This window comes from Serratia sp. CY47280, from assembly GCF_052168655.1.
In the GTDB taxonomy this organism is placed as follows: Bacteria; Pseudomonadota; Gammaproteobacteria; order Enterobacterales; family Enterobacteriaceae; genus Serratia; species Serratia bockelmannii.
In genome coordinates, this window is the sequence record NZ_JBJNMG010000007.1 from 118882 (window position 1) to 143475 (window position 24594).

A 24594-nucleotide genomic window follows, 5' to 3' on the forward strand; every position below is an offset into this window, starting at 1 on the left:
TTCCTCTCGTTTACACTTTTCTATCAATGGCTGAATCACATTTATTTGACTATATGCATAATAAGCGGCCCAAGTCCTGATAAAGGACAAAAACGGCGCTTGCAGGTTTAATTCCTCGGCAAGGCTTGTTAGGGTTGGACGGCCCCTTTTAGCTAAAGGGTGAACACTCACTTAACCATAGCGGACAAGGCACAGGGATGCGATTTACCACCAAACTCTCTGCATTGATCACTCTGTTGGTCGCGCTGGCGATGTTTTTGATGCTGATGGGATGCTCATACAGCTTCTTTTACGTTACCCAGGATCGCCAGGAGCGCCGCTTTGATTCGCTGGTCACCTCTCTCGATCAAGCCATGTTGCAGGAATCGCCGCGCGATCAGGAGAAATGGTTGCCGATTGTCATGCGTCCGCTCGGCATTGTGTCGATCCGCGTAGAGGCCGGTACCAGCAAGCTCCTCGACTATAAATTGCCGACGCTGAAAAAAGAGCCCTGGGATGCGCTGAACGGCTATCGTCAGGTCTCGCGAACTCTGTTGCAGCACCCGGGCAGTACGCTGCACATCACCTACCTCGATCCCTTCGCCAGCGACGTGCGCACGCTGCAATCCACCGCCGCCGTCACGCTGTCGATCGTCGTCATGGTGGTGGTTTTGCTGTTCAGCCTGCGCTGGCTGCGTGAGCAGGCCGACGGCGAAGATCGTCTGGAACGCCGTGCGCGGCGCATTCTGAACGGCGAGCGTGAAAACGTCATGCAGGGCGACGTGCGTGAGTGGCCAGCCAACGTCAGCGGCGCGCTCGACCGCCTGCTGGCCGATCTGGCGGAAGCGCGGGAAGAGCGCAGCCGGGTCGATACGCTGATCCGCGCCTTCGCCGCGCAGGATGCCAAAACCGGGCTGAATAATCGCCTGTTTTTCGATAATCAATTGACCACTCAGTTGGAAGATGAAGGCTCGCACGGCATCGTGATGATGGTGCGGCTGCCCGACTTCGAGACCCTGCGCGAGACGCACGGCAGCATGGCGGTGCAAGAGCTGATGTATTCGCTGGTCAACCTGCTGTCTACCTTCGTGATGCGCTACCCGTCGGCGCTGCTGGCGCGCTACTTCCACAGCGATTTTACCGTGCTGTTGCCGCATCGAACCCTGAAGGAAGCCGACGGCATCGCTTCACAGCTGGTCAACGCCATCGATGCCTTGCCTTCCACGGCGCTGATCGATCGCGAGGCCTTCCTGCACATCGGCATCGTGGCGTACCGCAGCGGTCAAACCACCGAGCAGGTAATCGACTATGCGGAGCAGGCGACGCGCCACGCTACGCTGCAGGGCGAAAACGGGTGGTATGTGTACGACAGCCAGGTGCCGGAAAAGGGGCGCGGCAGCGTCAAGTGGCGCACGCTGCTGGAACAGGTGCTGGCGCGCGGCGGCCCGCGGCTGTATCAGAAACCGGCGGTGACCGTGGAAGGCGAGGTGCACCATCGTGAGATCATGAGCCGGATCTATGACGGCACCCAGGAATTGCTGCCGGCGGAATATATGCCGCTGGTGCAGCAGTTGGGGTTGGCGGAGAGTTACGATCGCCAACAGGTGAGCCGCATCATTCCCTTGTTGGCGCAGTGGCCCGAGGAAACGCTGGCGTTTCCGCTGTGCGTGGACTCGATTTTGCAGCGCTCTTTCCAGCGCTGGCTGCGCGATACGCTGTTGCAATGCGAAAAAAGCCAACGTCGGCGAATTCTGATTGAACTTGCGGAGGCAGATGTGTGTCAACATATCGACCGTTTGCGTCCGGTGCTGAGGCTGTTGTCAGGGCTGGGCTGCCGTCTCGCGGTGTCCAAAGCGGGTTTAACCGTGGTCAGTACGTCCTATATCAAGTCGCTGCAGGTGGAGATCGTCAAGCTCCACCCGGGGCTGGTGCGGAGCATTGATAAGCGGGACGAAAACCAGCTGTTCGTGCAGAGCCTGACCGGCGCCTGCGCGGGCACGCGTGCTCAGGTGTTCGCCGCCAGCGTACGTACGCGCAACGAGTGGCAGACGCTGAAAGAGCGGGGGATCCACGGCGGGCAGGGCGACTTTTTCGCATCGCCGGAACCTATCGACGCGGGGCGTAAAAAATATTCACGTCGTTATCGTGTTTAAGCTGATTGCCGGACAAAAATTGACGTAGAATGAGCGCCGGATCCATCTGGGCCATGTCACCCGTCATTTTGGAGTTTTCTCCAATCTGCCTGCGACAACGACGCCTATTTGAGATAGGCTCTTGTCAGCTTTTATCTGGTTGGCGTTGGTAGGTGCTTACCATCGGCGGCAATCAGGGAATATGTTAGATTTTATGAGCTGTGTTACGCCGTTTCGTGCGTTGACAGGGTGGTAAACTGAGCCTTTGTTCAGGGAATTCAGGCCTCATCCAATTTCCGTGCATTCGAGCAGAAACAATACAGACTATTTTTCACCGAAGTAGAACGTTTTTGCGCCTTGTCGCTGCTTCGTGTGGTTGGTAAAGTAGGCGGATTTTATTTTCCGCCCCCAGCTTGCAGGATTATCCTTTCGTTATGTTTAAGAAATTTCGTGGCATGTTTTCCAACGACTTGTCCATCGACTTGGGTACCGCCAATACCCTGATTTATGTTAAAGGGCAAGGCATCGTACTGAATGAACCTTCGGTGGTTGCCATTCGTCAGGATCGTGCCGGCTCCCCAAAGAGCGTCGCGGCCGTCGGTCATGACGCCAAACAGATGCTGGGCCGCACCCCCGGCAACATCGCGGCTATTCGCCCGATGAAAGACGGCGTGATCGCCGATTTCTTCGTGACTGAAAAAATGCTGCAGCACTTTATCAAACAGGTTCACAGCAACAGCTTTATGCGCCCAAGCCCGCGCGTGCTGGTCTGTGTGCCGGTCGGCGCGACCCAGGTTGAACGCCGCGCTATCCGCGAGTCCGCCCAAGGGGCCGGCGCGCGTGAAGTGTTCCTGATTGAAGAGCCGATGGCGGCGGCGATCGGCGCAGGTCTGCCGGTCTCCGAAGCGACCGGCTCCATGGTGGTGGATATCGGTGGCGGTACCACTGAAGTGGCGGTGATCTCGCTGAACGGCGTGGTGTACTCTTCTTCCGTACGCATCGGCGGCGACCGTTTCGATGAAGCCATCATCAATTATGTGCGCCGCAACTACGGCTCGCTGATCGGCGAAGCCACCGCAGAGCGCATCAAGCACGAAATCGGTTCTGCCTATCCGGGCGACGAAGTGCGCGAAATCGAAGTGCGCGGCCGTAACCTGGCTGAAGGCGTACCGCGCGGCTTTACCCTGAACTCCAATGAAATCCTCGAAGCCCTGCAAGAGCCGCTGACCGGTATCGTCAGCGCGGTGATGGTTGCGCTGGAGCAGTGCCCGCCAGAATTGGCCTCCGACATTTCCGAACGCGGCATGGTATTGACCGGCGGCGGCGCGCTGCTGCGCAACCTCGATCGCCTGCTGATGGAAGAAACCGGCATTCCGGTCGTGGTGGCGGAAGATCCGCTGACCTGCGTGGCGCGCGGTGGCGGCAAGGCGTTGGAAATGATCGACATGCACGGCGGCGATTTGTTCAGCGAAGAATAGTCAGCCCCAGGAAGGAGGAATCGTATCGGATGAATGCGCACAGCGAAAATCGGGTACGGTTCCTCTTTCTGTTGTCGAGGAACTCGCATAATTTATGAAGCCGATTTTTAGCAGGGGGCCTTCCCTGCAACTGCGACTTTTTTTGGCGGTGATTGCGGCCATTGGCCTGATCGTTGCCGACAGCCGGCTCGGCACGTTCGTGAAGATACGCAACTACATGGACACCGCAGTCAGCCCTTTCTATTTTCTGGCCAACGGGCCACGTAAAGTTTTGGACAGCGTGTCAGAGACGCTGGCCACCCGCCAACAGCTGGAGCTGGAAAACCGCGCTCTGCGGCAGGAACTGCTGCTGAAAAACAGCGATATTCTTCTTCTTGGCCAATTCAAGCAGGAAAACGCCCGCTTGCGCGAGCTGCTGGGTTCTCCGCTGCGCCAGGACGAACACAAGATGGTCACCCAGGTGATCTCCACCGGCTCCGATCCTTACAGCGATCAGGTCGTTATCGACAAAGGGTCGGACAACGGCGTCTATGAAGGCCAGCCGGTGATCAGCGACAAGGGCGTGGTTGGCCAGGTGGTGGCGGTGGCGAAAGTCACCAGCCGCGTGCTGCTGATCTGCGACGCCTCGCACGCGCTGCCGATTCAGGTGCTGCGTAACGATATTCGAGTGATCGCCGCGGGCAGCGGCTGCGCCGACGATCTGCAACTGGAGCATCTGCCGAACAACACCGATATCCGCGTTGGCGACGTGCTGGTGACCTCCGGCCTCGGCGGCCGCTTCCCGGAAGGCTATCCGGTGGCGGTCGTTTCCTCGGTCAAGGTCGACAATCAGCGCGCTTACACCGTGATTCAGGCGCGGCCGACCGCCGGTCTGCAGCGCTTGCGCTACCTGCTGCTGCTGTGGGGCGCCGATCGCAACGGCGACATGCCGCTACCGCCGGACGAAGTGCACCGCGTCGCCAATGAGCGCCTGATGCAGATGATGCCGCAGGTGCTGCCGCCTGCCGGTTCCGTTGGGCCGCAGCTGCCCGCACCGGCCACCGGCGTGGCGCCGCAACCCGCCGGCGCTACGCCATCGGCTCAGCCTGCCGCGGCGGGAGTGGTGCAATGAACAGTTACCGCAGCCACGGGCGCTGGATCATCTGGCTGTCGTTCCTGGTGGCGTTGGTGCTGCAAATCATGCCGTGGCCGGAGCAGATCTACATGTTCCGGCCTTCCTGGCTGGTGCTGATCCTGATCTACTGGGTGATGGCCTTGCCGCATCGTGTCAACGTCGGTACCGGCTTCGTGCTGGGGTTGATCATGGATCTGATCCTCGGCTCTACGCTGGGCGTACGCGCGCTGGCGCTGGGCATCATCGCCTATCTGGTGGCGTTCAAATTCCAACTGTTCCGCAATATGGCGCTGTGGCAACAGGCGTTGATCGTCGTGCTGCTGTCGCTGTCGATGGATGTGGTGGTGTTCTGGGCTGAATTTTTAGTGATCAACGTCTCTTTCCGCCCAGAGGTATTCTGGAGTAGTGTGGTAAACGGCATTTTGTGGCCGTGGTTATTCCTGTTGATGCGCAAAATCCGCCGTCAGTTCGCCGTACAGTAAGGGTATATCAATGACTTCGCTTTATCTGGCCTCCGGCTCCCCACGTCGACGTGAACTGTTGACCCTGTTGGGCGTGTCGTTTGACATTCTGCTGACGCATACCGAAGAGCAGCGCCGGGAAGGCGAAGCCGCAGAGGCCTATGTGCGCCGTCTGGCGCAGGACAAGGCCAAGGCGGGCGTGGCGCTGGCGCAGGAAGATCGGCCGGTGCTGGGCGCAGACACCATCGTGGTGCTCAACGGCCGGGTGCTGGAGAAGCCGCGCGACGAAGCCCATGCGGCGGACATGCTGGCGGCTCTGTCGGGCAAACAGCATCAGGTGATGACGGCGGTGGCGATCGCCGATCGCCACGACGTGCGCTGCCAGCTGGTGGTGACCGACGTGACGTTCCGCAGCCTGTCACAACAGGATATCCGCGACTATATTGCTACGGGCGAACCGATGGATAAAGCGGGCGCCTACGGAATTCAAGGAAAGGGTGGTTGTTTCGTCAGAACGATAACCGGGAGTTATCACGCGGTGGTCGGTCTGCCGCTGGTCGAAACACATGAGCTGCTCAGTAATTTTGTCGCATTACGTGATGTAAGAACCGGTTGATGGGCGCTGCCATTATCGACCGGCTCTGAGGAGAAGGCATGACAGCTGAGCTACTGGTTAATATCACACCGTCTGAAACGCGGGTCGCCTATATCGATGGCGGCATTCTGCAAGAGATTCATATCGAACGCGAATCCAAACGCGGCATCGTCGGCAATATCTATAAAGGGCGCGTCAGCCGCGTCCTGCCGGGGATGCAGGCGGCGTTCGTCGACATCGGCCTGGACAAGGCCGCCTTCCTGCACGCCTCCGACATCATGCCGCATACCGAATGCGTCGCCGGCGACGAGCGGAAAAACTTCCACGTGCGCGACATCGCCGAGCTGGTGCGCCAGGGGCAAGACCTGATGGTGCAGGTGGTGAAAGATCCGCTCGGGACCAAGGGCGCGCGTCTGACCACGGATATCACGCTGCCTTCGCGCTATCTAGTCTTCATGCCGGGCGCGGCGCACGTCGGCGTTTCGCAGCGCATCGACAGCGAAGCCGAGCGCGAGCGCCTGAAGTCCATCGTTGCGCCGCACTGCGACGAGCTGGGCGGCTTTATTATCCGCACCGCGGCGGAAGGCATCGGCGAGGAAGAGCTGGCGCAGGATGCCGCGTTCCTCAAACGCCTGTGGACCAAGGTGATGGAGCGCAAGAAGCGCAACCAGACCAAATACAAGCTGTACGGCGAGCTGGCGCTGGCGCAGCGCATCTTGCGCGATTTCGCCGGCGCGGCGCTGGATCGCATTCGCGTCGATTCGCGGCTGACGCACGATCTGTTGGTGGAGTTTACCGGCGAGTACATCCCGGACATTACCAACAAGCTCGAACTCTACACCGGCAGCCAGCCAATTTTCGATCTGTACGACGTGGAAAACGAAATCCAGCGCGCGCTGGAGCGCAAGGTTGAGCTAAAGTCCGGTGGCTATCTGATCATCGATCAGACCGAGGCGATGACCACCGTCGATATCAATACCGGCGCCTTCGTCGGCCACCGCAACCTCGACGAAACCATCTTCAATACCAACATCGAGGCGACGCAGGCCATCGCGCGCCAGCTGCGGCTGCGCAACCTGGGCGGCATCATCATCATCGACTTTATCGATATGAACAACGAAGAGCATCGCCGCCGGGTGCTGCACTCGCTGGAGCAGGCATTGAGTAAAGATCGGGTAAAAACCACGATCAACGGCTTCTCTCAGCTAGGCTTAGTTGAAATGACGCGTAAACGCACGCGTGAAAGCATTGAACATGTGCTCTGTCACGATTGTCCTACTTGCAATGGGCGCGGCACCGTGAAAACGGTGGAAACCGTGTGCTACGAGATCCTGCGCGAGATTGTACGCGTGCACCATGCTTACGATTCCGATCGCTTCCTGGTGTACGCCTCCGCGGCGGTTGGCGAAGCGCTGAAGAGCGAAGAGTCGCATGCGCTGGCCGAAGTGGAGATCTTCGTCGGCAAACAGGTGAAGGTGCAGATCGAACCGTTGTACAGCCAGGAGCAGTTCGACGTCGTCATGATGTAGCCCGCCCGACATCGGTAGGGGCCCGGCACGCCGGGCCCGTCAGTGCATAGATATTCCCGTTGCCAGGCAGCGGAGCAAGGAGAACTGCGTGAGGCGACTGCCTGGGATTCTGTTAGCAACAGGCGCCACCCTAATCGTGATTGTGGCGCTGCTGATCAGCGGGCTGCGCCTGATGCTGCCGAAGCTGAACGACTATCGTCCCCAACTGCTGGCGCAGGTGGAGAAGCTATCCGGTGTGCCTGTGCAGATGGATTTCCTGCAGGGCAGTTGGGAAACGTTCGGCCCACAGCTTGAAGTGCGCAACCTGAGCGTTACGCTGCCCAAAAGCGATGTGCATATCGAACGCGTGACGCTGGCGCTGGACGTGTGGCAGTCGCTGCTGCACTGGCGCTGGCAGTTCCGCGATCTGACCTTCTATCAATTCCGCCTCGATCTGAACGCCACGCTGGGCGGCGATCGTGAGGGCGACGGCCTTGAGCCCGGTAAAATCAGCGATCTGATGCTGCGCCAGCTCGACCACTTCGATCTGCGCGACAGCCGTATCTCGTTCCTGACGCCCGCCGGCGCGCGCGCCGAATTCGACATTCCCCAACTGACCTGGCTCAACGGCCGCGATCGCCACCGCGCCGAGGGGCAGATCAGCCTGTCGACGCTGAACGGCCAGCACGGTGTGGTGCAGCTGCGCATGGACCTGCGCGATAATCAGGGCCTGCTGGACACCGGCACGGTCTATCTGCAGGCCGATAACATCGACATGAAACCCTGGTTTACCCGCTGGCTGCGCGCCAACACCGGGCTGGAAAGCGCCGACTTCAGCCTGGCAGCCTGGCTGCAGGTGCAAAACGGCGAGATCGCCGGCGGCCATGCGTTGCTCAAGCAGGGGGCGGCCAACTGGAATACCGGCGCCGCGCAGCACCGGCTGGACGTAGACAATCTGGCGCTGTCGCTGCGCCGCCAGGGCACCGGTTGGCAGCTCGACGTGCCGCAGCTGCGGTTGAGCACCGACGGCCAGGCCTGGCCGCAGGGCGCGCTTTCTGCGCTGTGGCTGCCGGAAAACACCGAATTTATGGGGCCGGCGCAGAATGAAGAGCTGCGGGTGCGCGCGACCCATCTTCAGTTGGAGCGTCTATCGGCGTTGCTGCCGACCTTCTCGTTCCTCAGCCCGGACGTGCTCGATCGCTGGAACGATCTGCAGCCGCAGGGGAAGATGGAAGCGCTGGCGCTGGACATCCCGCTCAAGCAGCCGGAAAAGAGCCGTTTTCAGGCGCTGTGGCGCGATGTCAGCTGGCAGCGTTGGGAACTGCTGCCGGGCGTCAACCACTTCTCCGGCGCGTTGAGTGGCGGGGTGGAGAACGGCCGCCTGACGCTGGGGCTCACCGACAGCACCCTGCCTTACGGCGACATGTTCCGCGCGCCGCTTGAAATCAGCCGCGCGCGCGGCGCGCTGACCTGGCGCTATAACGATCAGGGCTGGGAGCTGGCGAGTCAGGGGCTGGACGTCAAGGCGAAGTCGCTGTGGGTCAACGGCGATTTCCGTTATCAGCAGCCGGCCAAGGGCGATCCGTGGCTGAATATCCTGGCGGGCATCCGCCTGTATGACGGCGCCGACGCCTGGCGCTATTTCCCGGAACCGCTGATGGGCAAGCATCTGGTGGACTACCTGGGCGGCGCCATTCAGGGCGGCCAGGTGGATAACGCCACGCTGATTTATTCCGGCGATCCGCAGCATTTCCCGTACCGCAAAAACGAAGGGCAGTTCGAAGTCTTCGTACCGCTGCGTCACGCCACCTTCCAGTTCCAACCGGGCTGGCCGGCGCTGACCGATTTGGCGATCGATCTCGATTTCGCCAACGAGGGGCTGTGGATGCATGCGCCGCAAACCCGCTTGGGCAAGGTGGCGGGTAAAAATATCAGCGCGGTGATCCCGGATTACCTGAAAGAACGGTTGCTGATCGACGCCGAAGTCGCGGGTGCGGGCAGCGACGTACATGACTACTTCATGCAGACACCGTTGCACGATTCGCTGGGGGCGGCGCTGGATCAGCTGCAGATTGGCGGTGATGTCAGTGGGCGCTTACATCTCGATATCCCCCTGGACGGCGAGCAGGTCAGAGCCACCGGTGAAGTGGCGCTGAACAACAATTCGTTGCTGATAAAACCGCTGGAAAGCGAGCTGCAGAAGCTCAGCGGCAAGTTCCGCTTCGACAATGGCAATCTGGAGAGCGACACCCTGTCGGCCAACTGGTTCGGGCAACCGGTGGCGGTCAACTTCACTACGCAGGAAGGCGAGCGTGACTACAAGGTCAACGTCGGTCTGAAAGGAGACTGGCAGCCGGGCAAGTTCCCCGGCCTGCCAAAAGAGGCCGCCGATGCGCTCAGCGGCAGTGCGCCCTGGCAGAGCCAGGTGGCCATCACGCTGCCGCATCAGGGCTCGGCCAGCTACGATATCGGCCTTGACGCAGACCTGAAGAAAGTGAGCAGTCACTTACCTTCGCCACTGGACAAGGCGTCGGGAGAGGCGCTGCCGGTGAACGTCAAGGTCAAAGGTGGTTTGAACGGCTTTATGTTGACCGGCAGCGCGGGCAAACAGAACCGCTTCAACAGCGAATGGAACTTCGATAAAAAACAGGTGAACCTGGCGCGCGCCGCCTGGCAAACCAACGGGGGCGGCACCCCGCCTCTTCCGGCCGGCAAGTCGATGACGTTGAACCTGCCGGCGCTGGACGGCGAGCAGTGGCTGGCGCTGCTGGCACCGGCGCTGAAACAGGGCGGCGGCAGCGGTCAGGTGGGCGGTTTCAGCTTCCCCACCACCGTGGCGCTGACCACGCCGCAGCTGCTGTTGGGCGGCCAGGCCTGGCATAAGCTGACGCTGTCGGCCGAGAAACAGCTTGGCGCTACCCTGGTGAGCGCCAAGAGCGACGAAGTGGATGGTAGCCTGCGGGTGGCCGATCGCGGGCCGTGGCGCGCCGATATCAACTACCTGTATTACAACCCGCAGTTCGCAGAGACGAAAAACGCGGCGGGCACGCCGCCGCCGTCGACCGAGAACGTTTCCTTCCGCGACTGGCCTTCGTTGATGCTGCGCTGCAAATCGTGCTGGGTGCTGGGGCAGAACCTCGGCAGGGTCGAGGCGGATCTGACCAATCGGGGCGATACCCTGACGCTGGATCACGGCCTGGTCGATACCGGCAAAGGGCGCATGACCGCCACCGGCCTGTGGAAACAAAATGCGCAGGAAGAGCGCAGCTCGCTGAAAGGCAAGCTGCTCGGCGGCAAGATCGATGAAACCGCCGCCTTCTTCGGCATCACCATTCCGCTTAAAGGCGCGCCTTATGACGTGGATTTCGATCTGTACTGGCATGGCACGCCGTGGCAGCCACGGGTCGATACGCTGAGCGGTGCGCTGCAGGTCAAGATGGGCAAGGGTGAAATCGACAGTATGGGCGGTGGCCGTGCCGGTCAGCTGCTGCGGCTGGTCAGTTTCGATGCCCTGCTGCGCAAGCTGCAGTTCGATTTCAGCGATACCTTCGGCAAAGGCTTCTACTTTGATTCCATCCGCAGTACCGCCTGGCTGAAAGATGGCATAATGCATACAGATAATCTATTGATCGACGGCCTGGCGGCGGATATCGCCATGAGCGGCCAGATCGATCTGGCGCGCCGCCGCATCGATATGGAAGCGGTGGTGGCGCCGGCGATTTCGGCGACGGTCGGCGTGGCCACGGCGTTTGTCGTTAACCCGATCGTCGGCGCGGCGGTATTTGCCGCCTCGCAGGTGCTGGGGCCGCTGTGGAGCAAGATTTCGCTGATTCGCTACCATATCAGCGGCGATCTCGACCAGCCGAAGATCAATGAGGTACTTCGTAAGGCAAAGGAGGATAAGGCGTCATGAGGAATGCTAACGTTGCGTTGTTGCAGTTGTGCAGTGGCGATCAGGTGCGCGATAACCTGGCCCAGATTGAACAGCAGATCAAGCAGCTCAATGCCGGGGTAAAACTGGTCATGACGCCGGAGAACGCGTTGTTGTTCGCCAACTCCGCGGCCTATCGCCAACAGGCGGAAAAACAGGGCGATGGTCCGCTGCAGAACGCGGTGCGCGAACTGGCGCGCCGTTATGGCGTGTGGTTGCTGGTGGGCTCGATGCCGCTCGTCAGCCGTGAGAACCCGGAGCTTATCACCACCAGCAGCCTGTTGTTCGACGAGCAGGGCGAGATCCGCGCCCGCTACGACAAGCTGCACATGTTCGATGTGGACATCAACGACGCGCACGGCCATTACCGCGAGTCGGATACCTACCAGCACGGGCAGCACCTGACGGTGGTGGATACGCCGGTCGGGCGTTTGGGCATGACCATATGTTACGATCTGCGCTTCCCTGCGCTGTTCCAGGCACTGCGGGCGCAGGGCGCCGAACTGATTTCGGTGCCGGCTGCCTTTACCCGGGTGACCGGCGAGGCGCATTGGGAAATCCTGCTGCGCGCCCGGGCGATCGAAAACCAGTGCATGATCCTGGCGCCGGCGCAGGTGGGGCGCCACGGGCCGACCCGTCGCACCTGGGGCCACTCGATGGCTGTCGACGGCTGGGGCAAGGTGTTGGCCGAGAACGCGGACGCCGTGGCGGCACTGAAGGTGCGTGTGGACGCCGCAAGCCTGAAAAATATTCGTGCGCAGATGCCGGTGCTGCAGCACAACCGATTCCAGACGTCGCTGACGGCGCCGTCTGACAAGTAATCCTCCAATCAAGAGTGAAACCATTATGAGCCTGACGTTTGTCAGTGAGCAGTTACTCGCTACCAACAAGCTGAGTCATCAAGACCTGTACAGGGTATTGGGTCAACTGGCAGAACGCCGTATCGACTACGCCGATCTCTATTTCCAGTCCAGCTATCACGAAGCCTGGGTGATCGAGGACGGCATCATCAAGGATGGCTCTTACAATATCGATCAGGGCGTCGGCGTGCGCGCCGTCAGCGGTGAGAAGACCGGCTTCGCCTATGCCGATCAGATCACCCTGAATGCGCTGCAGCAAAGTGCCCAGGCGGCGCGCAGCATCGTGCGCGAGCAGGGCGACGGGCGGGCGCATACTCTGGGCGAAATCGGTTATCAGGCGCTGTACCCGCTGCTCGATCCGTTGCAAAGCCTGCCGCGCGAAGAGAAAATCGCCCTGCTGCACCGCGTCGACAAGGTGGCGCGCGCCGCCGATGCGCGGGTGCAGGAAGTGAACGCCAGCATCACCGGCGTTTACGAGCAGGTGCTGGTAGCCGCCACCGACGGCACGCTGGCAGCGGACGTTCGCCCGCTGGTGCGCCTTTCCGTCAGCGTGCTGGTGGAGCAGGACGGCAAGCGTGAGCGCGGCTCCAGCGGCGGCGGCGGCCGTTTCGGCTATGACTACTTCCTGGAAGCCGTCGACGGCGAGGTGCGCGCCGATATCTATGCCCAAGAGGCGGTGCGCATGGCGCTGGTCAATCTTGGCGCAGTGGCGGCGCCGGCCGGCAATATGCCGGTGGTGCTGGGGGCCGGCTGGCCAGGCGTGCTGCTGCACGAGGCGGTGGGCCACGGCCTGGAAGGCGACTTCAACCGACGCGGCACCTCGGTGTTCAGCGGCCATATGGGCGAGCTGGTGGCGTCCGAGCTGTGCACCGTGGTGGATGACGGCACCCTGCAAGGGCGCCGCGGCTCGCTGGCGATCGACGACGAAGGCGTGCCGGGCCAGTACAACGTACTGATCGAAAACGGCGTGCTGAAAGGCTACATGCAGGACAAGCTCAACGCGCGGCTGATGGGCGTCGCCCCGACCGGCAACGGCCGCCGCGAGTCCTATGCGCATCTGCCGATGCCGCGCATGACCAACACCTACATGCTGGCGGGCCAATCGACGCCGGAAGAGATCATCGCCAGCGTCGAGTACGGCCTGTACGCGCCGAACTTTGGCGGCGGCCAGGTGGACATCACCTCCGGCAAGTTCGTGTTCTCCACCACCGAAGCCTATCTGATCGAGAAAGGGCGTATCACCAAGCCGGTGAAGGGGGCGACGCTGATCGGCTCCGGCATCGAGGCGATGCAGCAGATTTCGATGGTCGGCAACGATCTGGCGCTTGATAAAGGCGTGGGTGTGTGCGGCAAGGAAGGCCAGAGTGTGCCGGTGGGCGTCGGCCAACCGACGCTGAAACTGGACACGCTGACCGTCGGCGGCACGGCGTAATTTTTCCTCAAGGGGCCGCATTGGCCCCTTGTTCATTCCCCATTTTGAGTTTTCTCTCGCCCGCGCAAAGAGTGCTGTGCGGCGATGATGCCGAGAAAGATGACGATGGCGTGCTTTGGTGTGTCTACCCGGCGTTGGCTGCTGGTGCTGGGGGTTCTCTCCTTGACGGGGTGCGCCCGTTCCGATGCGCTGTGGGACGTGGTCGATAAGCTCTGCATGGCCAACTATCAGCAAAAGCGCGATCCGGCCCCGTGTGAGCAGATTTATATGCCGCAGGGGAAAGCGCAGGGCTTCAGCGTGCTGCAAAACCCGCGTTATCCCTATCACTTCATCCTGGTGCCGACGGCGCCGCTCTCCGGTATTGAAAGCCCGCAGCTGCTGGCCGGGGAACGGACGGACTATTTTGGCTATGCATGGTTGATGCGTTACCGGTTGGCCGCCGAGTATGGCGGGCCGGTGCCGGATGATATGTTGGGCATGGCGATCAACTCCGCTTACGGCCGCAGCCAGAACCAATTGCACATTCACCTGACCTGTCTGCGCGAAGATGTTCGGCGTCAATTGCAGGCGGAACGCCCCTACATACAGGAACAATGGCGGCCTTTGCCGGATAAGCTGTTGCGCCACACCTATTATGCTCGCCGCGTGATGCAGCCGACCGCGATGGGCATCTACCCGATTAAGGATTTGGCGGGTTATTTCCATCTGTCGCCGCCGCAGCTGGCGGAATATGGCGTGGCGTTAGTGCCGACCACGTTTGCCGGCCAACGGGGTTTTATCTTGCTGGCCTCGAAGCGCGGCTGGGACGTTGGCAACCGCGCTTCGGTAGAGTCGCTGCTGGATAAAGAGTGCGCGATATTGCCGCGTTGATTTTGCTACATAAAATGACACAGGTGAGAGCGACGAGGTCTCGCTCTCACCTTGTTGTCCCTACCTAAACCGCGCATCCCGAGAAAACAGAAAAGCGGCTTCCCGCAGGCGAGCCTCGGCTTGTGCCTGATCCCCCTGATAGCGCAAGATCATGATCAGCGTGGCGTAGACGTTGGCGTCGATGCGGCGCTGCAGATAGGCATTGGCCCACTGCCGATAGCCGGTCAACAGGGCATCATCGCGCGTTTGGTTATAGACCAGCAGCGCGTGAGATTGCTCGTCGAACGTTTTGCGCTCCCGATAGATCCAGGCGGCCGGTGGCGGCATCTGCTCGATGCTGTCGATGGTGGCCAGCATCGTGCGCTCCGATTGGGTGAGCGCCATGCGCCCTTGCCAGGCGAAGACCGCCATCACTAACACGCCGAGCGCCGCCATTGCTACAGGCAGACTCAGGGCTTTGGCTAACGGCAGCGGGCGTGGGGCGCCGGTTTGGCCGTCCAACAGTGCCAGCAGCAGCAGAAACGCCAGCCAATGCGGCGCAGACAGATAGAAAGGGTATTCCAGTTGGGTGTGTATCAACATTGGCAGCAGCACCAGAAACAGCCCGACGCGCGCACCGGCCGGCGCTTCGCGATCCCGTTGCCAGGCGCGTTTCAGCAGCAGCGCGCCGGCGACGATGACGATAGCGATACCTGCCAGCGCCGGCAGGCCGCCCTCAACCCACCACAGCAGGATTTCATTGTGCGGATGCCCGGCGACTTCCAGCACTTCTCGCCAGGGCATTGTCTGCAGGCGGAAGTGCGCGAAGCTGTATTCAAAGCCGCCATAGCCCCAGCCCAGCAGCGGTTTGGCGAAAATCATGGCGACGGTGTCTTGCAGCATGGTCAGACGTGAATAATTAGAGCCTTCGCGTGCGATGAGACCTGCGCGGCCATCCAGGCCAAAGCCGGTGAACAGCACCGTCAGACCGATCGCGGCGCCCAGCAGCAGCGCGCCACCCGCCCAGCGGCTTTCGAGCGTGCGGTGGCGGGCAAAGCGCCACAGCAGTAGCAGCGCCGCCAATGCGGCCCCCAACCAGGCGGCGCGCGACTGGATCAGCACCAGCAGGGCTGAGAAAGCGGCCAGCAGCGCGAGCAGCGGGATTTGCCGCCGCCGCGTTGGCGCAGAGAGGGGAGCCAGCAGCTGCCAGAGCGCCAAAGCCAACCCGGTGGCGATAAAGCTGCCCAGCACGTTCGGTTGCTGAAAGACGCCGTAGACCCGGCTGCCGTTAGGGGATACCCAAGCCAGCGCGGGGGCGAACAGTTGCAGAGCCGCCAGCAGTGCCTGAACGCCGACGGCGAACAGCAGACCGTACAGCAACAGGTTGCGCTGCCTGGGGGTTAGGCGCAGCTGCAGGCAGGCGACATAGAAAAGCCAACCACCGAGCAGACCGGCGCAGCGCCACAGGGCGTCTTCGCGCCACTCGGAGCGAGTATACAGCAGCGGCAGCGCCAGCACGGCGATGCCGAGCAGCAACAGGCGTGCGGTGGGGGTCAGCGAAAGACGGGTACGGCCAAGGCAAACGGTGAACGTCACTATCAGCGTGGTGAGCGCCATGACGGCCCAGGCCAGAATGTTTTGCGGCAGCGCCAGACCGTCGCCGCCCATATTGGGGTAATAAATCGGCAGGATCACCGTCATCCAGATCAGCAGCAGGGGCAGCACGGCGATGGTCGCTGCGTTAGCGGAAGATTTATCGGCCATGGTTAACCTGCCATGGCCTGATAGCGTTTATTGAATGCATGTTTTTATTATTCCCTTTCCTTTGTCCTGATATTGAAATGCGTGTAATGTTCAATTCGCAAATGTCTCACGGAAAATTTAAACCGTCTTTATGGTGAAGCGATAAATAATGTTTGCCCTGAGAATGCGCGAGGCTGTGTACCCAAAGAAAGGTTAAGCCGTATTTTTCACCCGCAAAAGGTATGTTTGTTGTTTGCAAAACAGACGCGTCATTTTCTCAAATCTATTGTGATTCAGTCAATTCATAATCTAATTCTTGTTTTTATCAATTGAAATCAAATGATTGATTGTGATTCCTGCGTGCGTGAATATCGTGGAGTATCCCGGCAATGGCCTATATTGGCAGGCCCTGTGAAGAATAAAAGAGGTATCTGCTTTTTTAATTGATGTCGTCAGTGTCGGCGCGACGGCGGAAATTTATTTCATCGTTTCTCATTGCTGATTTTAAAATTCAATATGATTTTCATTTTTTTATTTTTATTAGGATTCTTCTTGTCTTTATCTGTTTTTTTAAATTTTTATGGAATTATCTATTATTGGGATTGTTCTGCTGTATTGGAAATAAAAGCGGTTATGACTTGAGCCTCCCCGTTGCCGCGGCAGAATACAGACTAACGCGCCTGCCCAAGCGCGTTAGTCTCGTCTCTTGTGCGCTTACTCCACGTCGCCGATCCGTTCCAGCGCATCCACCACCAGATCCCAGAATTTATCCTGATCCAGTTTGACCGCGACCTGGGTGTGGCAGTCCGGCGGCGGCGGCGCGCGGAAGTCCGCGACCGTCATGCCCAACGTCAGGGTGCCGGTCAACTCGATATCCACCGGCGCTTTGCGCACCGACATGACGTTCGGATCGATCACATAGGCCACCGCGCAAGGATCGTGCACCGGCGGGGCACTGAAGCCCTGCACCTGCCGGTACATACGGCCAAAGAATGCCAGCAGTTCGCCGACGAAGGCGGCCGGCCGGGTGCCGAGGGCGGCGATGCGTTCGCAGACTGCCGGCGTGGCCAAAGCTTGGTGAGTGAGATCCAGCCCGACCATGGTCAGCGGCCATTTTTCGTTAAATACAATGTGCGCCGCTTCGGGATCGATTTTGATATTGAACTCCGCCACCGCGCTCCAGTTGCCCACATGGTAGCCGCCGCCCATCAGCACCACTTCCTTGACCCGCTCGGCAATGCGCGGCTCTTTACGCACCGCCATGGCGATATTGGTCAGGCCGCCGGTAGGCACCAGCGTCACGCTGCCGGGCGGGTGGGCCATCACGGTCTCGATGATCAGATCCACCGCGTGGCGCGAGTCCAGCTGCAGGTGGGGTTCCGGCAGCACCGGGCCATCGAGGCCGGAATCGCCGTGAATGTCGGGCGCCACTTCGATATTGCGCACCAGCGGGCGCGGGCAGCCGGCGGCGAAGGGTACGCCGGTGATATTGGCGATGCGGGCCACCGCCAGCGCGTTGCGCGTCACTTTGTCCAGCGTTTGGTTACCCACCACGGTGGTGACCGCCAGTAGGTCGATCTGCGGATTGCCCCAGGCCAGCAACAGGGCGATGGCGTCGTCATGCCCCGGGTCACAGTCCAGTATGATTTTTTTCATGGTTATTCCTGATGCAGGGAGAGGTTTCCGCAGCATAACGCAGCGCGGTGGCGTGGGATAATGCCGATGGTGCTTTTGTTAACGGCATCAAAGCCTTGCCACTTTTACGATGTAATGAAACGTAAATCCTGCTCGTCGGGCTTTACCCTGGAGTTTACTCCAGGGTTTACAGTGAGGTTCAGCGTCAATGCACAGAGGAGAGGCGGGATGAGCTTACTGAAACGGTTGTTGGGGCAAGGCGGTATTAACGGCGGTCATCTGCGTGCGAGCCACGGCGGTGGGCATCATGGCAACCGCTATAACCAGCATGGCGAGCCGGGGCCGCAGTGTCCGGAATGCCGGGCCGTGAATAAATCGGGCGCCCGTTATTGCCACCGCTGCGGTCAGCCGTTTGCCGCGGCGAGCGCCACCTGCGGACAGTGTGCCGCGCCGCTGCCGCCGGGGAGCCGCTTTTGTCCGCAGTGCGGCGGCGGTGTGCCGTGAACCGGGGCGGTTGGACACTCGCGCTGCTGCTGGGCGCCATGGTGCTGTGGACGCTGCTGGCCTGGGGCGTCGCCGGGGTGCTGGCCTGGCTCCCGGCGTTGGCGGAGGCAGCCGGGAAAGCATCGTTGCCGGTGAACGGTGCGCTGAACCTGGTGCCGCAGGCGGTGTTGGACGTCTGGCTACCGTGGCTGAAACAGCTGGCCAGCGGGCTGGCGAGCTATTTTCCTCTGCTGCTGACCTGGGCGGGCTACGCCGTCTGGCTGTTGTGGGGCCTCGGTATGTTGGCGCTGACGCTGCTGGGTGCGCTGGCGCACCGTTATTTGAGCACGGCTCAGCGATAGCCCTGATAGACTGCCGCGACGCGTTCGAAATAGTCGGTTAAATAATTGATGCACACCTGCACCTTCAGCGGCAATTTGTCCTTCTCGGTATAGAGCGCGTAGATCGGCCGCGGATCCGAATGGTAGCTTTTGAACAGGATCTCAATTTCGCCGCGTTTGATCTCTTCGATCACCCACATCAGCGGAGCGTAGGCGATGCCGGCGCCGTTTTTCAGCCAACGGATCATGGTGGAGGAGTCGTTGGTGACGAAGCGCCCCTGCGGGGAAATGCGCGTGGTGATGCCTTCCGGCGACATCAGTTCGAATTCGCTGTCGGGCCGCACGCTGTACTCCAGCCAGGAGAAGTTGACCATGTCGCTCGGCTTCTGCGGCGTGCCGTGTTGGCTCAGGTAGCTTTTGGCGGCGCACACCACCATCGGCATCTGCCCCAGGCGGCGGGAGAACAGGCTGGAGTCCTGCAGCGCCCCGGTGCGGATCACCAGATCCAGCCCGTCGGTGATCAGATCCGGCGCCGGAATGCCGGTCACCAGGTTGACCGTCAGACCCGGGTACTCTTTCATCATCTCGGCGGTCATGTTCGCCAGCACGTTTTGCGCCATGGTGGATGAGCTGCCGATGCGCAGCGTACCGGCGGGCGTATTGTTAAACGCGTACAGCTGCTCATGCACTTCGCTGACTTCCTGCAGCATGCGTCGGCAGCCCTGATAGTAGATTTTGCCGGCCTCAGTCAGGCCGATGCTGCGCGTGCTGCGGTTCAACAGCTTGACCTGCAGCTCATTTTCCAGTTTCGAGACGGTTTGGCTGATCGATGAAACGCTCATGCCGAGTTGGCGCGCGGCCGCGGTAAACGACCCGAACTCAACCACTTTGGCGAATACCGACATCCGTTTTAATCTTTCCATTATTCACTCTGGCTTAAAAGTGATTTAGATCACAGATTGTTGATGCCTTGATAGTAAGCAGGCTAATATAACGTGGTCGGGTGAATAGACCTTACCAACGTGCGAGAGCGATCGGCGACGTAATCCTGCCGCTCCTCCGGCACCCTCGCAATCCCTGTCGTGGACGTCTGCCCCAAAGTTTAACCTTTTTTCGGGTTCGTGACCTGGACAAGCTGTCTGGTCAAGATTTGTGGCGCGCGCACGCTAAAATGTAAAGAGAATGTGAATGGCGAGATGTGTCTTTCCCCGGCGCAGTGAACAATAAGGAAAAAGTGATGAGTTTGCTTCCGGTTATGGTCATCTTCGGACTGTCGTTTCCGCCGGTGTTTTTCGAGCTGCTGGTGTCGCTGGCGCTGTTTTTTCTCTTGCGCCGCCTGCTGCAGCCGACGGGGATTTACGATTTTGTCTGGCATCCGGCGCTGTTTAATACCGCGCTGTATTGCTGCTTGTTTTATCTGATTTCGTGTCTTTTTGTTTGAGGTCGCTGTGAAAAATTTTTCGATAAAAATAACCCGAATCGCGATCACTTTGATTCTTGTGCTGCTGGGCATTGCCGCGGTATTCAAGGCCTGGGTGTTCTACACCGAGTCGCCGTGGACGCGTGATGCCAAGTTCACCGCCGACGTGGTGGCGATCGCGCCGGACGTCAGCGGCCTGCTGACCGACGTGCCGGTGGTGGACAACCAACTGGTGAAGAAAGGTCAGGTGCTGTTCGTGGTCGATCGGCCGCGTTATGAGCAGGCCTTGGCGGAAGCCGGCGCCGACGTCGCCTACTATCAGACGTTGGCGGCGGAGAAACGGCGTGAGGCCGGCCGCCGCGTGAAGTTGGGCGTGCAGGCGATGTCGCAGGAAGAGATTGACCAGTCGAACAACTCGCTGCAGACCGTGCAGCACCAGCTGGCGAAGGCCATTGCGGCGCGCGAGCTGGCGCAGCTGGATCTGGAGCGCACCACTGTGCGCGCCCCGGCCGATGGCTGGATCACCAACCTCAACGTACACGCCGGTGAATACATCACCCGTGGGTCGGTGGCGGTGGCGCTGGTGAAGAAAGATTCCTTCTACATCCTGGCGTACCTGGAAGAGACCAAGCTGAACGGCCTGAATAAGGGCGATCGCGCGGAGATCACTCCGCTCGGCAGTAACCGCATCATGCACGGCACCGTCGACAGCGTGGCGGCGGCGGTGAACAACAGCAGCAGCACGGTGAACAACAAAGGGTTGGCCTCGATCGACAGCAACCTGGAGTGGGTACGCCTGGCGCAGCGCGTGCCGGTGAAAATCCTGCTGGACGCCAAGGATCAACAGCATCCGTACCCGGCCGGCACCACTGCCACCGTGGTGATCGTTGGCAAAAACGATCGCAATGCCGACAGCGGCTCACCTTTTGTGCGCCTGATGCACCGGCTGCGTGAGTTCGGCTAATGAGCAGCCCAACCTTTATCCGGCTGAGATTCGCCTTCAAACTCAGCTTCGCGATTGTGTTTGCGCTGTTCGTCGGCTTCCATCTCAATCTGGAAACCCCGCGCTGGTCGGCGATGACCGCCGCCATCGTCGCCGCCGGCCCGGCCTTTGCCGCCGGCGGTGAACCCTTCTCCGGCGCCATCCGCCACCGCGGCTGGCTGCGTATCATCGGCACCTTTATCGGCTGCTTCGTCGGCCTGATCATTATCATCACCACCGCCCGCGCGCCGGTGGTGATGCTGCTGCTGTGCTGCATCTGGGCCGGTTTTTGCACCTGGCTTTCTTCACTCATCAAGGTGGAGAACTCCTATGCCTGGGGGCTGGCCGGCTATACCGCACTGATCATCATCGTGACGGTCGCTACCAGCGAGTCTCATCTGCTGGAAGCGCCGCAGTTCGCCATCGAGCGTTGCAGCGAGATCGTGCTGGGGATCGTCAGCGCCGTGTTGGCGGATCTGCTGTTCTCGCCGCGTTCGATCAAACAGGACATCGATCGGGCGGTGGATCAGCTGCTGGTGGCTCAATACCGCCTGATGCAGATGTGCATCAGCAACGCCGACAAAGAAGACATCGATCGCGCCTGGAGCAATCTGGTCAAGAGCACCACGGCCCTGGACGGCATGCGCAACAACCTGATGATGGAGTCCTCGCGCTGGCAGAAGGTCAATCGAAGGGTGAAGGCGCTGCATACACTGTCGCTGACGCTGATCACCCAGGCCTGCGAAACCTATCTGATCTTGTTGAATCACCCGGAGGCACTGAAAGACAGCCTGCGGGAGCAACTGATGGTCCCGGCGGAAACCCCGCAGGAGATCCACAAGCGCATGAAGCTGTTGCGCCAGGTGCTGACCACGCATCGTTCCGAGGAAACGCTGCCGACCATCACCGGTTGGGTCGGCGCGGCGACGCGCTACCTGCTGCTGTCGAAAGGCGTGCACGCCAACTGCAGCATCAGCGCGGTGGAAGAGGGGGTGTTGAGCAACGAAACCGTGGTCAAACCGACCTCGGCGGAAGGACATCACGCGATGATCAACGGCTTGCGCACCTTTGTGGCGACGGCCTTCGGCAGCCTGCTGTGGCTGTGGACCGGCTGGACGTCCGGCAGCGGTTTTATGGTGATCATCGCGGTGATCACTTCGCTGGCGATGCGCACCCCGGCGCCGCGCATGGTGGCGATGGATTTCGTGCTGGGCATGCTGGCGGCGATCCCGGTCGGTTCCCTGTTCTTCATGGTGATCCTGCCGGCGACGCAGCAGAGCATTTTGCTGCTGTGTCTCAGCCTCGGCCTGCTGGCGTTTTTCATCGGCATCGAGGTTCAGAAGCGGCGGCTCGGCTCGCTGGGGCTGTTGGCGGGGACCATCAACATTCTGGTGCTGAGCAACCCGATGGAGTTCAACGTGACCCAGTTTCTCGATGGGGCGCTGGGCCAGTTCCTCGGCAGCTGCGTCGGGCTGATGGTGCTGCTGCTGATCCGCGATAATTCGCGCGAACGCACCGGCCGCACGTTGCTCAACCAGTTCGTCAGCAGCGCGGTGTCGGCGCTGACTACCAAGGCGGCGCGCCGTCGGCAAAACCACCTGCCTGCGCTGTATCAGCAGCTTAATCAGCTGCTGATGATGTTCCCGAACGACATCGCCAAGTATCGTCTGGCGCTGAACCTGATCATCGCCCATCAGCGCATGCAGCGAGCGGAAATTCCGGCCAGCGAAGAGCTGTCGGCCTTCCACCGCCAGATCCGCAGCACCGCCGATCGGGTGGTCTCCGCCAAGAACGACGTCAAGCGTGCCTATTACTACGATCGCTTGCTGGGTGAGATGAACGAGTACCAGCAGAAGCTGGTGGACAATCAGGCACCGCTCAGCGTCACCGGGCCCGTGAAACGCCTGGCCGATATGCTGCATCGCTATCGTCACGCCTTGATCGATTGATGCGTTCCCTCCTGTTGCGCCGCGTTGTGCGGCGTCTTCCCTGACTATACTGAAAGCAGTGCCCGATCTGGCGGGCCGTCTCATAAGAGGCGGCCCGTTTTCAGAGAGACTCCGAGTGCCAGAACGGCTGGAAAGTGGCATCATTGTCATGAATGGATGAAACGCTTACCGCCGCGAAAACGTGACGTGCCGGTCATCTTAGTTTCATCCAGGTCGACTATATACCTAACTAGCCTGGGGGAGCTGCGGCGCCTTCGGCGGCATAATTTCAGGGAATGTCATGAACAAGCGGATTCTGTTGGCGATTGTCATCGCCGTGGTCATCGCCGTCTTCAGCGCGCTGCGCGGCAACGAGCACCGTGCGATCGACGGCAATCCGGCGAGGGTGCCGGCACCGGCGGGCCAGCAGCAGAGCATCGACCGGCTCACGCAGCAGCAAACGGTGGTGAGCTACCTGCAGCAGCATCAGCGGCTGCCGGACTATTACGTCACCAAGAAGCAGGCGCGCGAGCAGGGCTGGGATCCGCGTTCAGGCAACCTCTGTGCAGTATTGCCGGGCAAGGCGATTGGCGGCGATCGATTCTCTAACCGTGAAGGGCAACTGCCGAGCGCCGGCGGCCGGGTCTGGCGCGAAGCGGACATCAATTACCAGTGTGGCCGGCGCGGCGCCGATCGCCTGTTGTATTCGAGCGACGGTCTGATCTTCGTCACGCGCGACCATTACAAAAACTTCATTCGTGTGGAGTGAGTTTGATGGCAAAAGTAGAGTTTGATTTTGAGCAGATCCAGGACGTGCCAACCTTCTACCGCGATTTCGCGCACAAGTTTGCGCTGGACGAGGGGTTTGGCGCCAACCTCGACGCGCTGTGGGACGTGGTGACCGGCGATATCGGTCTGCCGGTGGAAATCGAGTTCACCCACCTCAATGCCCGCAGCAAGCGTCGTTTCGGCGCAATTATTCTGCTGTTTGAAGAAGCGGAAGAAGAGCTGGAAGGCAGCCTGCGTTTCAATATCCGCGAAAGCAGCGGCGAACCGGCGCATCACCGGGGATGAAACGGGTTCATCCCGGGATGGCGGCGGCGCTTAGTCAGCCGCTTCGGCCAGCTCGCGCAGGTATTGGAAGATCTGGCGGTAAGCCTTAGGCGGCTTGTTGGCGGCCTTCTCTTTCTGCGCGTTGCGCACCAGTGAACGCAGCTGTTGACGATCGGCTGCTGGATACAGATCCAGGATCGACGGAATGACGTCATCGCCTTCTTCCACCAGGCGGTCGCGCAGCGCTTCCAGCTTATGGAACAGCGAAACCTGCTGGTTGTGGCGGTTTTTCAGCTTGTCGAGCGCGGTCTGAATCGGCTCGATATCGCGGGCGCGCAGCATCTTGCCGATCAGCTGCAGCTGACGGCGACGGCCCTCTTTCTTGATCTTCTGCGCCAGTTCGATGGCGGCGCGCAAATCTTCATCCAACGGAATGCGATCCAGCGCGTTTTTGCCCAGGTCGACCATTTCGGCCCCCAGGTCTTTCAGCGCTTCGGCATCACGTTTAATTTCACTTTTACTGACCCAGATAATCTCGTCATCGTCCTCGTTTTCATTCTCCGGGACATCGTCGAGCCAGTCTTCAGGCTGTTTGTTCATGGTAGGCTCCGTTAAAAAGAGGCTAATCCTAACAGGTTGCCGGCTTTATGCGAAATTCAACGCGGTTCCT

Annotated in this window: 21 protein-coding genes; 17 read left to right on the top strand and 4 right to left on the bottom strand. The window is 60.3% G+C overall.

The window, feature by feature from the left end; all coding sequences use genetic code 11:
• The first annotated feature begins 197 nt into the window (after positions 1–197).
• The 10 genes from csrD (at position 198) to ACJ8J4_RS21360 (ending at position 14360) form a co-directional block, all read left to right on the top strand.
• Positions 198–2132 carry an RNase E specificity factor CsrD gene (gene csrD, locus ACJ8J4_RS21315; protein ID WP_025304421.1) on the top strand — a complete coding sequence of 645 codons (1935 nt, stop codon included), beginning with the start codon at positions 198–200 and terminating at the stop codon, positions 2130–2132.
• A 413-nt stretch (positions 2133–2545) separates the two neighbouring features.
• Complete coding sequence (gene mreB / locus ACJ8J4_RS21320; RefSeq protein ID WP_003855260.1) at positions 2546–3589, top strand: rod shape-determining protein MreB; 1044 nt, start codon at positions 2546–2548, stop codon at positions 3587–3589.
• 94 nt (positions 3590–3683) lie between these two features.
• On the top strand, positions 3684–4700 hold the full coding sequence (gene mreC, locus ACJ8J4_RS21325; RefSeq protein ID WP_025304420.1) for a rod shape-determining protein MreC: 1017 nt from the start codon (positions 3684–3686) through the stop codon (positions 4698–4700).
• Positions 4697–5185, top strand: coding sequence for a rod shape-determining protein MreD (mreD, locus tag ACJ8J4_RS21330; RefSeq protein ID WP_004936918.1), 489 nt, complete (start codon positions 4697–4699; stop codon positions 5183–5185). The genes mreC and mreD overlap by 4 nt, the downstream gene beginning before the upstream one ends.
• 10 nt (positions 5186–5195) lie before the next feature.
• Positions 5196–5780 (top strand): Maf family protein, encoded by a 585-nt coding sequence (locus ACJ8J4_RS21335; RefSeq protein WP_004936921.1) that lies wholly within the window; start codon positions 5196–5198, stop codon positions 5778–5780.
• Positions 5781–5818: 38 nt separating this feature from the next.
• A complete protein-coding gene (gene rng / locus ACJ8J4_RS21340) occupies positions 5819–7288 on the top strand; it encodes a ribonuclease G (RefSeq protein WP_025304418.1) in 1470 nt (489 codons plus the stop codon).
• 88 nt (positions 7289–7376) lie between these two features.
• Positions 7377–11180, top strand: coding sequence for an AsmA2 domain-containing protein YhdP (yhdP, locus tag ACJ8J4_RS21345; RefSeq protein ID WP_197836073.1), 3804 nt, complete (start codon positions 7377–7379; stop codon positions 11178–11180).
• Entirely contained in the window at positions 11177–12019 is an 843-nt protein-coding gene (gene nit1 / locus ACJ8J4_RS21350; protein ID WP_038629939.1) for a deaminated glutathione amidase, read from the top strand. The genes yhdP and nit1 overlap by 4 nt, the downstream gene beginning before the upstream one ends.
• A gap of 25 nt (positions 12020–12044) precedes the next feature.
• Positions 12045–13490 carry a metalloprotease TldD gene (gene tldD, locus ACJ8J4_RS21355; protein ID WP_025304416.1) on the top strand — a complete coding sequence of 482 codons (1446 nt, stop codon included), beginning with the start codon at positions 12045–12047 and terminating at the stop codon, positions 13488–13490.
• A 105-nt stretch (positions 13491–13595) separates the two neighbouring features.
• A complete protein-coding gene (locus ACJ8J4_RS21360; RefSeq protein WP_197836071.1) occupies positions 13596–14360 on the top strand; it encodes a CDP-diacylglycerol diphosphatase in 765 nt (254 codons plus the stop codon).
• 60 nt (positions 14361–14420) lie between these two features.
• Here ACJ8J4_RS21360 and ACJ8J4_RS21365 read toward each other — a convergent pair whose 3' ends face one another.
• A complete protein-coding gene (locus ACJ8J4_RS21365; protein WP_060448021.1) occupies positions 14421–16103 on the bottom strand; it encodes a PglL family O-oligosaccharyltransferase in 1683 nt (560 codons plus the stop codon).
• A 693-nt stretch (positions 16104–16796) separates the two neighbouring features.
• The gene (gene uriH, locus ACJ8J4_RS21370) at positions 16797–17738 is read right to left on the bottom strand and encodes a uridine-preferring nucleoside hydrolase UriH (RefSeq protein WP_060448022.1); all 942 of its coding nucleotides are present in this window, start codon (positions 17736–17738) and stop codon (positions 16797–16799) included.
• Positions 17739–17945: 207 nt separating this feature from the next.
• Between uriH and ACJ8J4_RS21375 the strand changes: the two genes are divergently transcribed.
• Positions 17946–18221, top strand: coding sequence for a zinc ribbon domain-containing protein (locus ACJ8J4_RS21375; RefSeq protein WP_025304396.1), 276 nt, complete (start codon positions 17946–17948; stop codon positions 18219–18221).
• Positions 18218–18562 carry a hypothetical protein gene (locus tag ACJ8J4_RS21380; RefSeq protein ID WP_060448023.1) on the top strand — a complete coding sequence of 115 codons (345 nt, stop codon included), beginning with the start codon at positions 18218–18220 and terminating at the stop codon, positions 18560–18562. Before ACJ8J4_RS21375 ends, ACJ8J4_RS21380 begins: the two co-directional genes overlap by 4 nt.
• On the opposite strand, the gene aaeR is transcribed toward ACJ8J4_RS21380, so the two are convergent.
• On the bottom strand, positions 18553–19464 hold the full coding sequence (gene aaeR, locus ACJ8J4_RS21385; RefSeq protein WP_025304394.1) for an HTH-type transcriptional activator AaeR: 912 nt from the start codon (positions 19462–19464) through the stop codon (positions 18553–18555). The genes ACJ8J4_RS21380 and aaeR overlap by 10 nt on opposite strands.
• Positions 19465–19778: 314 nt before the next feature.
• On the opposite strand from aaeR, the gene aaeX reads away from it, so the two are divergent.
• The 5 genes from aaeX to ACJ8J4_RS21410 all read left to right on the top strand — a co-directional run bounded on the left by aaeX (position 19779) and on the right by ACJ8J4_RS21410 (position 23945).
• Positions 19779–19982: a p-hydroxybenzoic acid efflux pump operon protein AaeX gene (gene aaeX / locus ACJ8J4_RS21390; RefSeq protein WP_004936952.1), complete on the top strand. Its 204-nt coding sequence runs from the start codon at positions 19779–19781 to the stop codon at positions 19980–19982.
• Between the two features lie 7 nt (positions 19983–19989).
• Entirely contained in the window at positions 19990–20925 is a 936-nt protein-coding gene (gene aaeA, locus ACJ8J4_RS21395; protein ID WP_033644462.1) for a p-hydroxybenzoic acid efflux pump subunit AaeA, read from the top strand.
• The gene (gene aaeB, locus ACJ8J4_RS21400; RefSeq protein ID WP_025304392.1) at positions 20925–22892 is read left to right on the top strand and encodes a p-hydroxybenzoic acid efflux pump subunit AaeB; all 1968 of its coding nucleotides are present in this window, start codon (positions 20925–20927) and stop codon (positions 22890–22892) included. Before aaeA ends, aaeB begins: the two co-directional genes overlap by 1 nt.
• Before the next feature lie 280 nt (positions 22893–23172).
• The gene (locus tag ACJ8J4_RS21405; protein WP_025304391.1) at positions 23173–23640 is read left to right on the top strand and encodes a ribonuclease; all 468 of its coding nucleotides are present in this window, start codon (positions 23173–23175) and stop codon (positions 23638–23640) included.
• 5 nt (positions 23641–23645) lie between these two features.
• On the top strand, positions 23646–23945 hold the full coding sequence (locus tag ACJ8J4_RS21410) for a barstar family protein (RefSeq protein ID WP_004936963.1): 300 nt from the start codon (positions 23646–23648) through the stop codon (positions 23943–23945).
• A 30-nt stretch (positions 23946–23975) separates the two neighbouring features.
• Here ACJ8J4_RS21410 and yjgA read toward each other — a convergent pair whose 3' ends face one another.
• Positions 23976–24524, bottom strand: coding sequence for a ribosome biogenesis factor YjgA (gene yjgA / locus ACJ8J4_RS21415; RefSeq protein WP_004936968.1), 549 nt, complete (start codon positions 24522–24524; stop codon positions 23976–23978).
• Between the last annotated feature and the right edge of the window lie 70 nt (positions 24525–24594).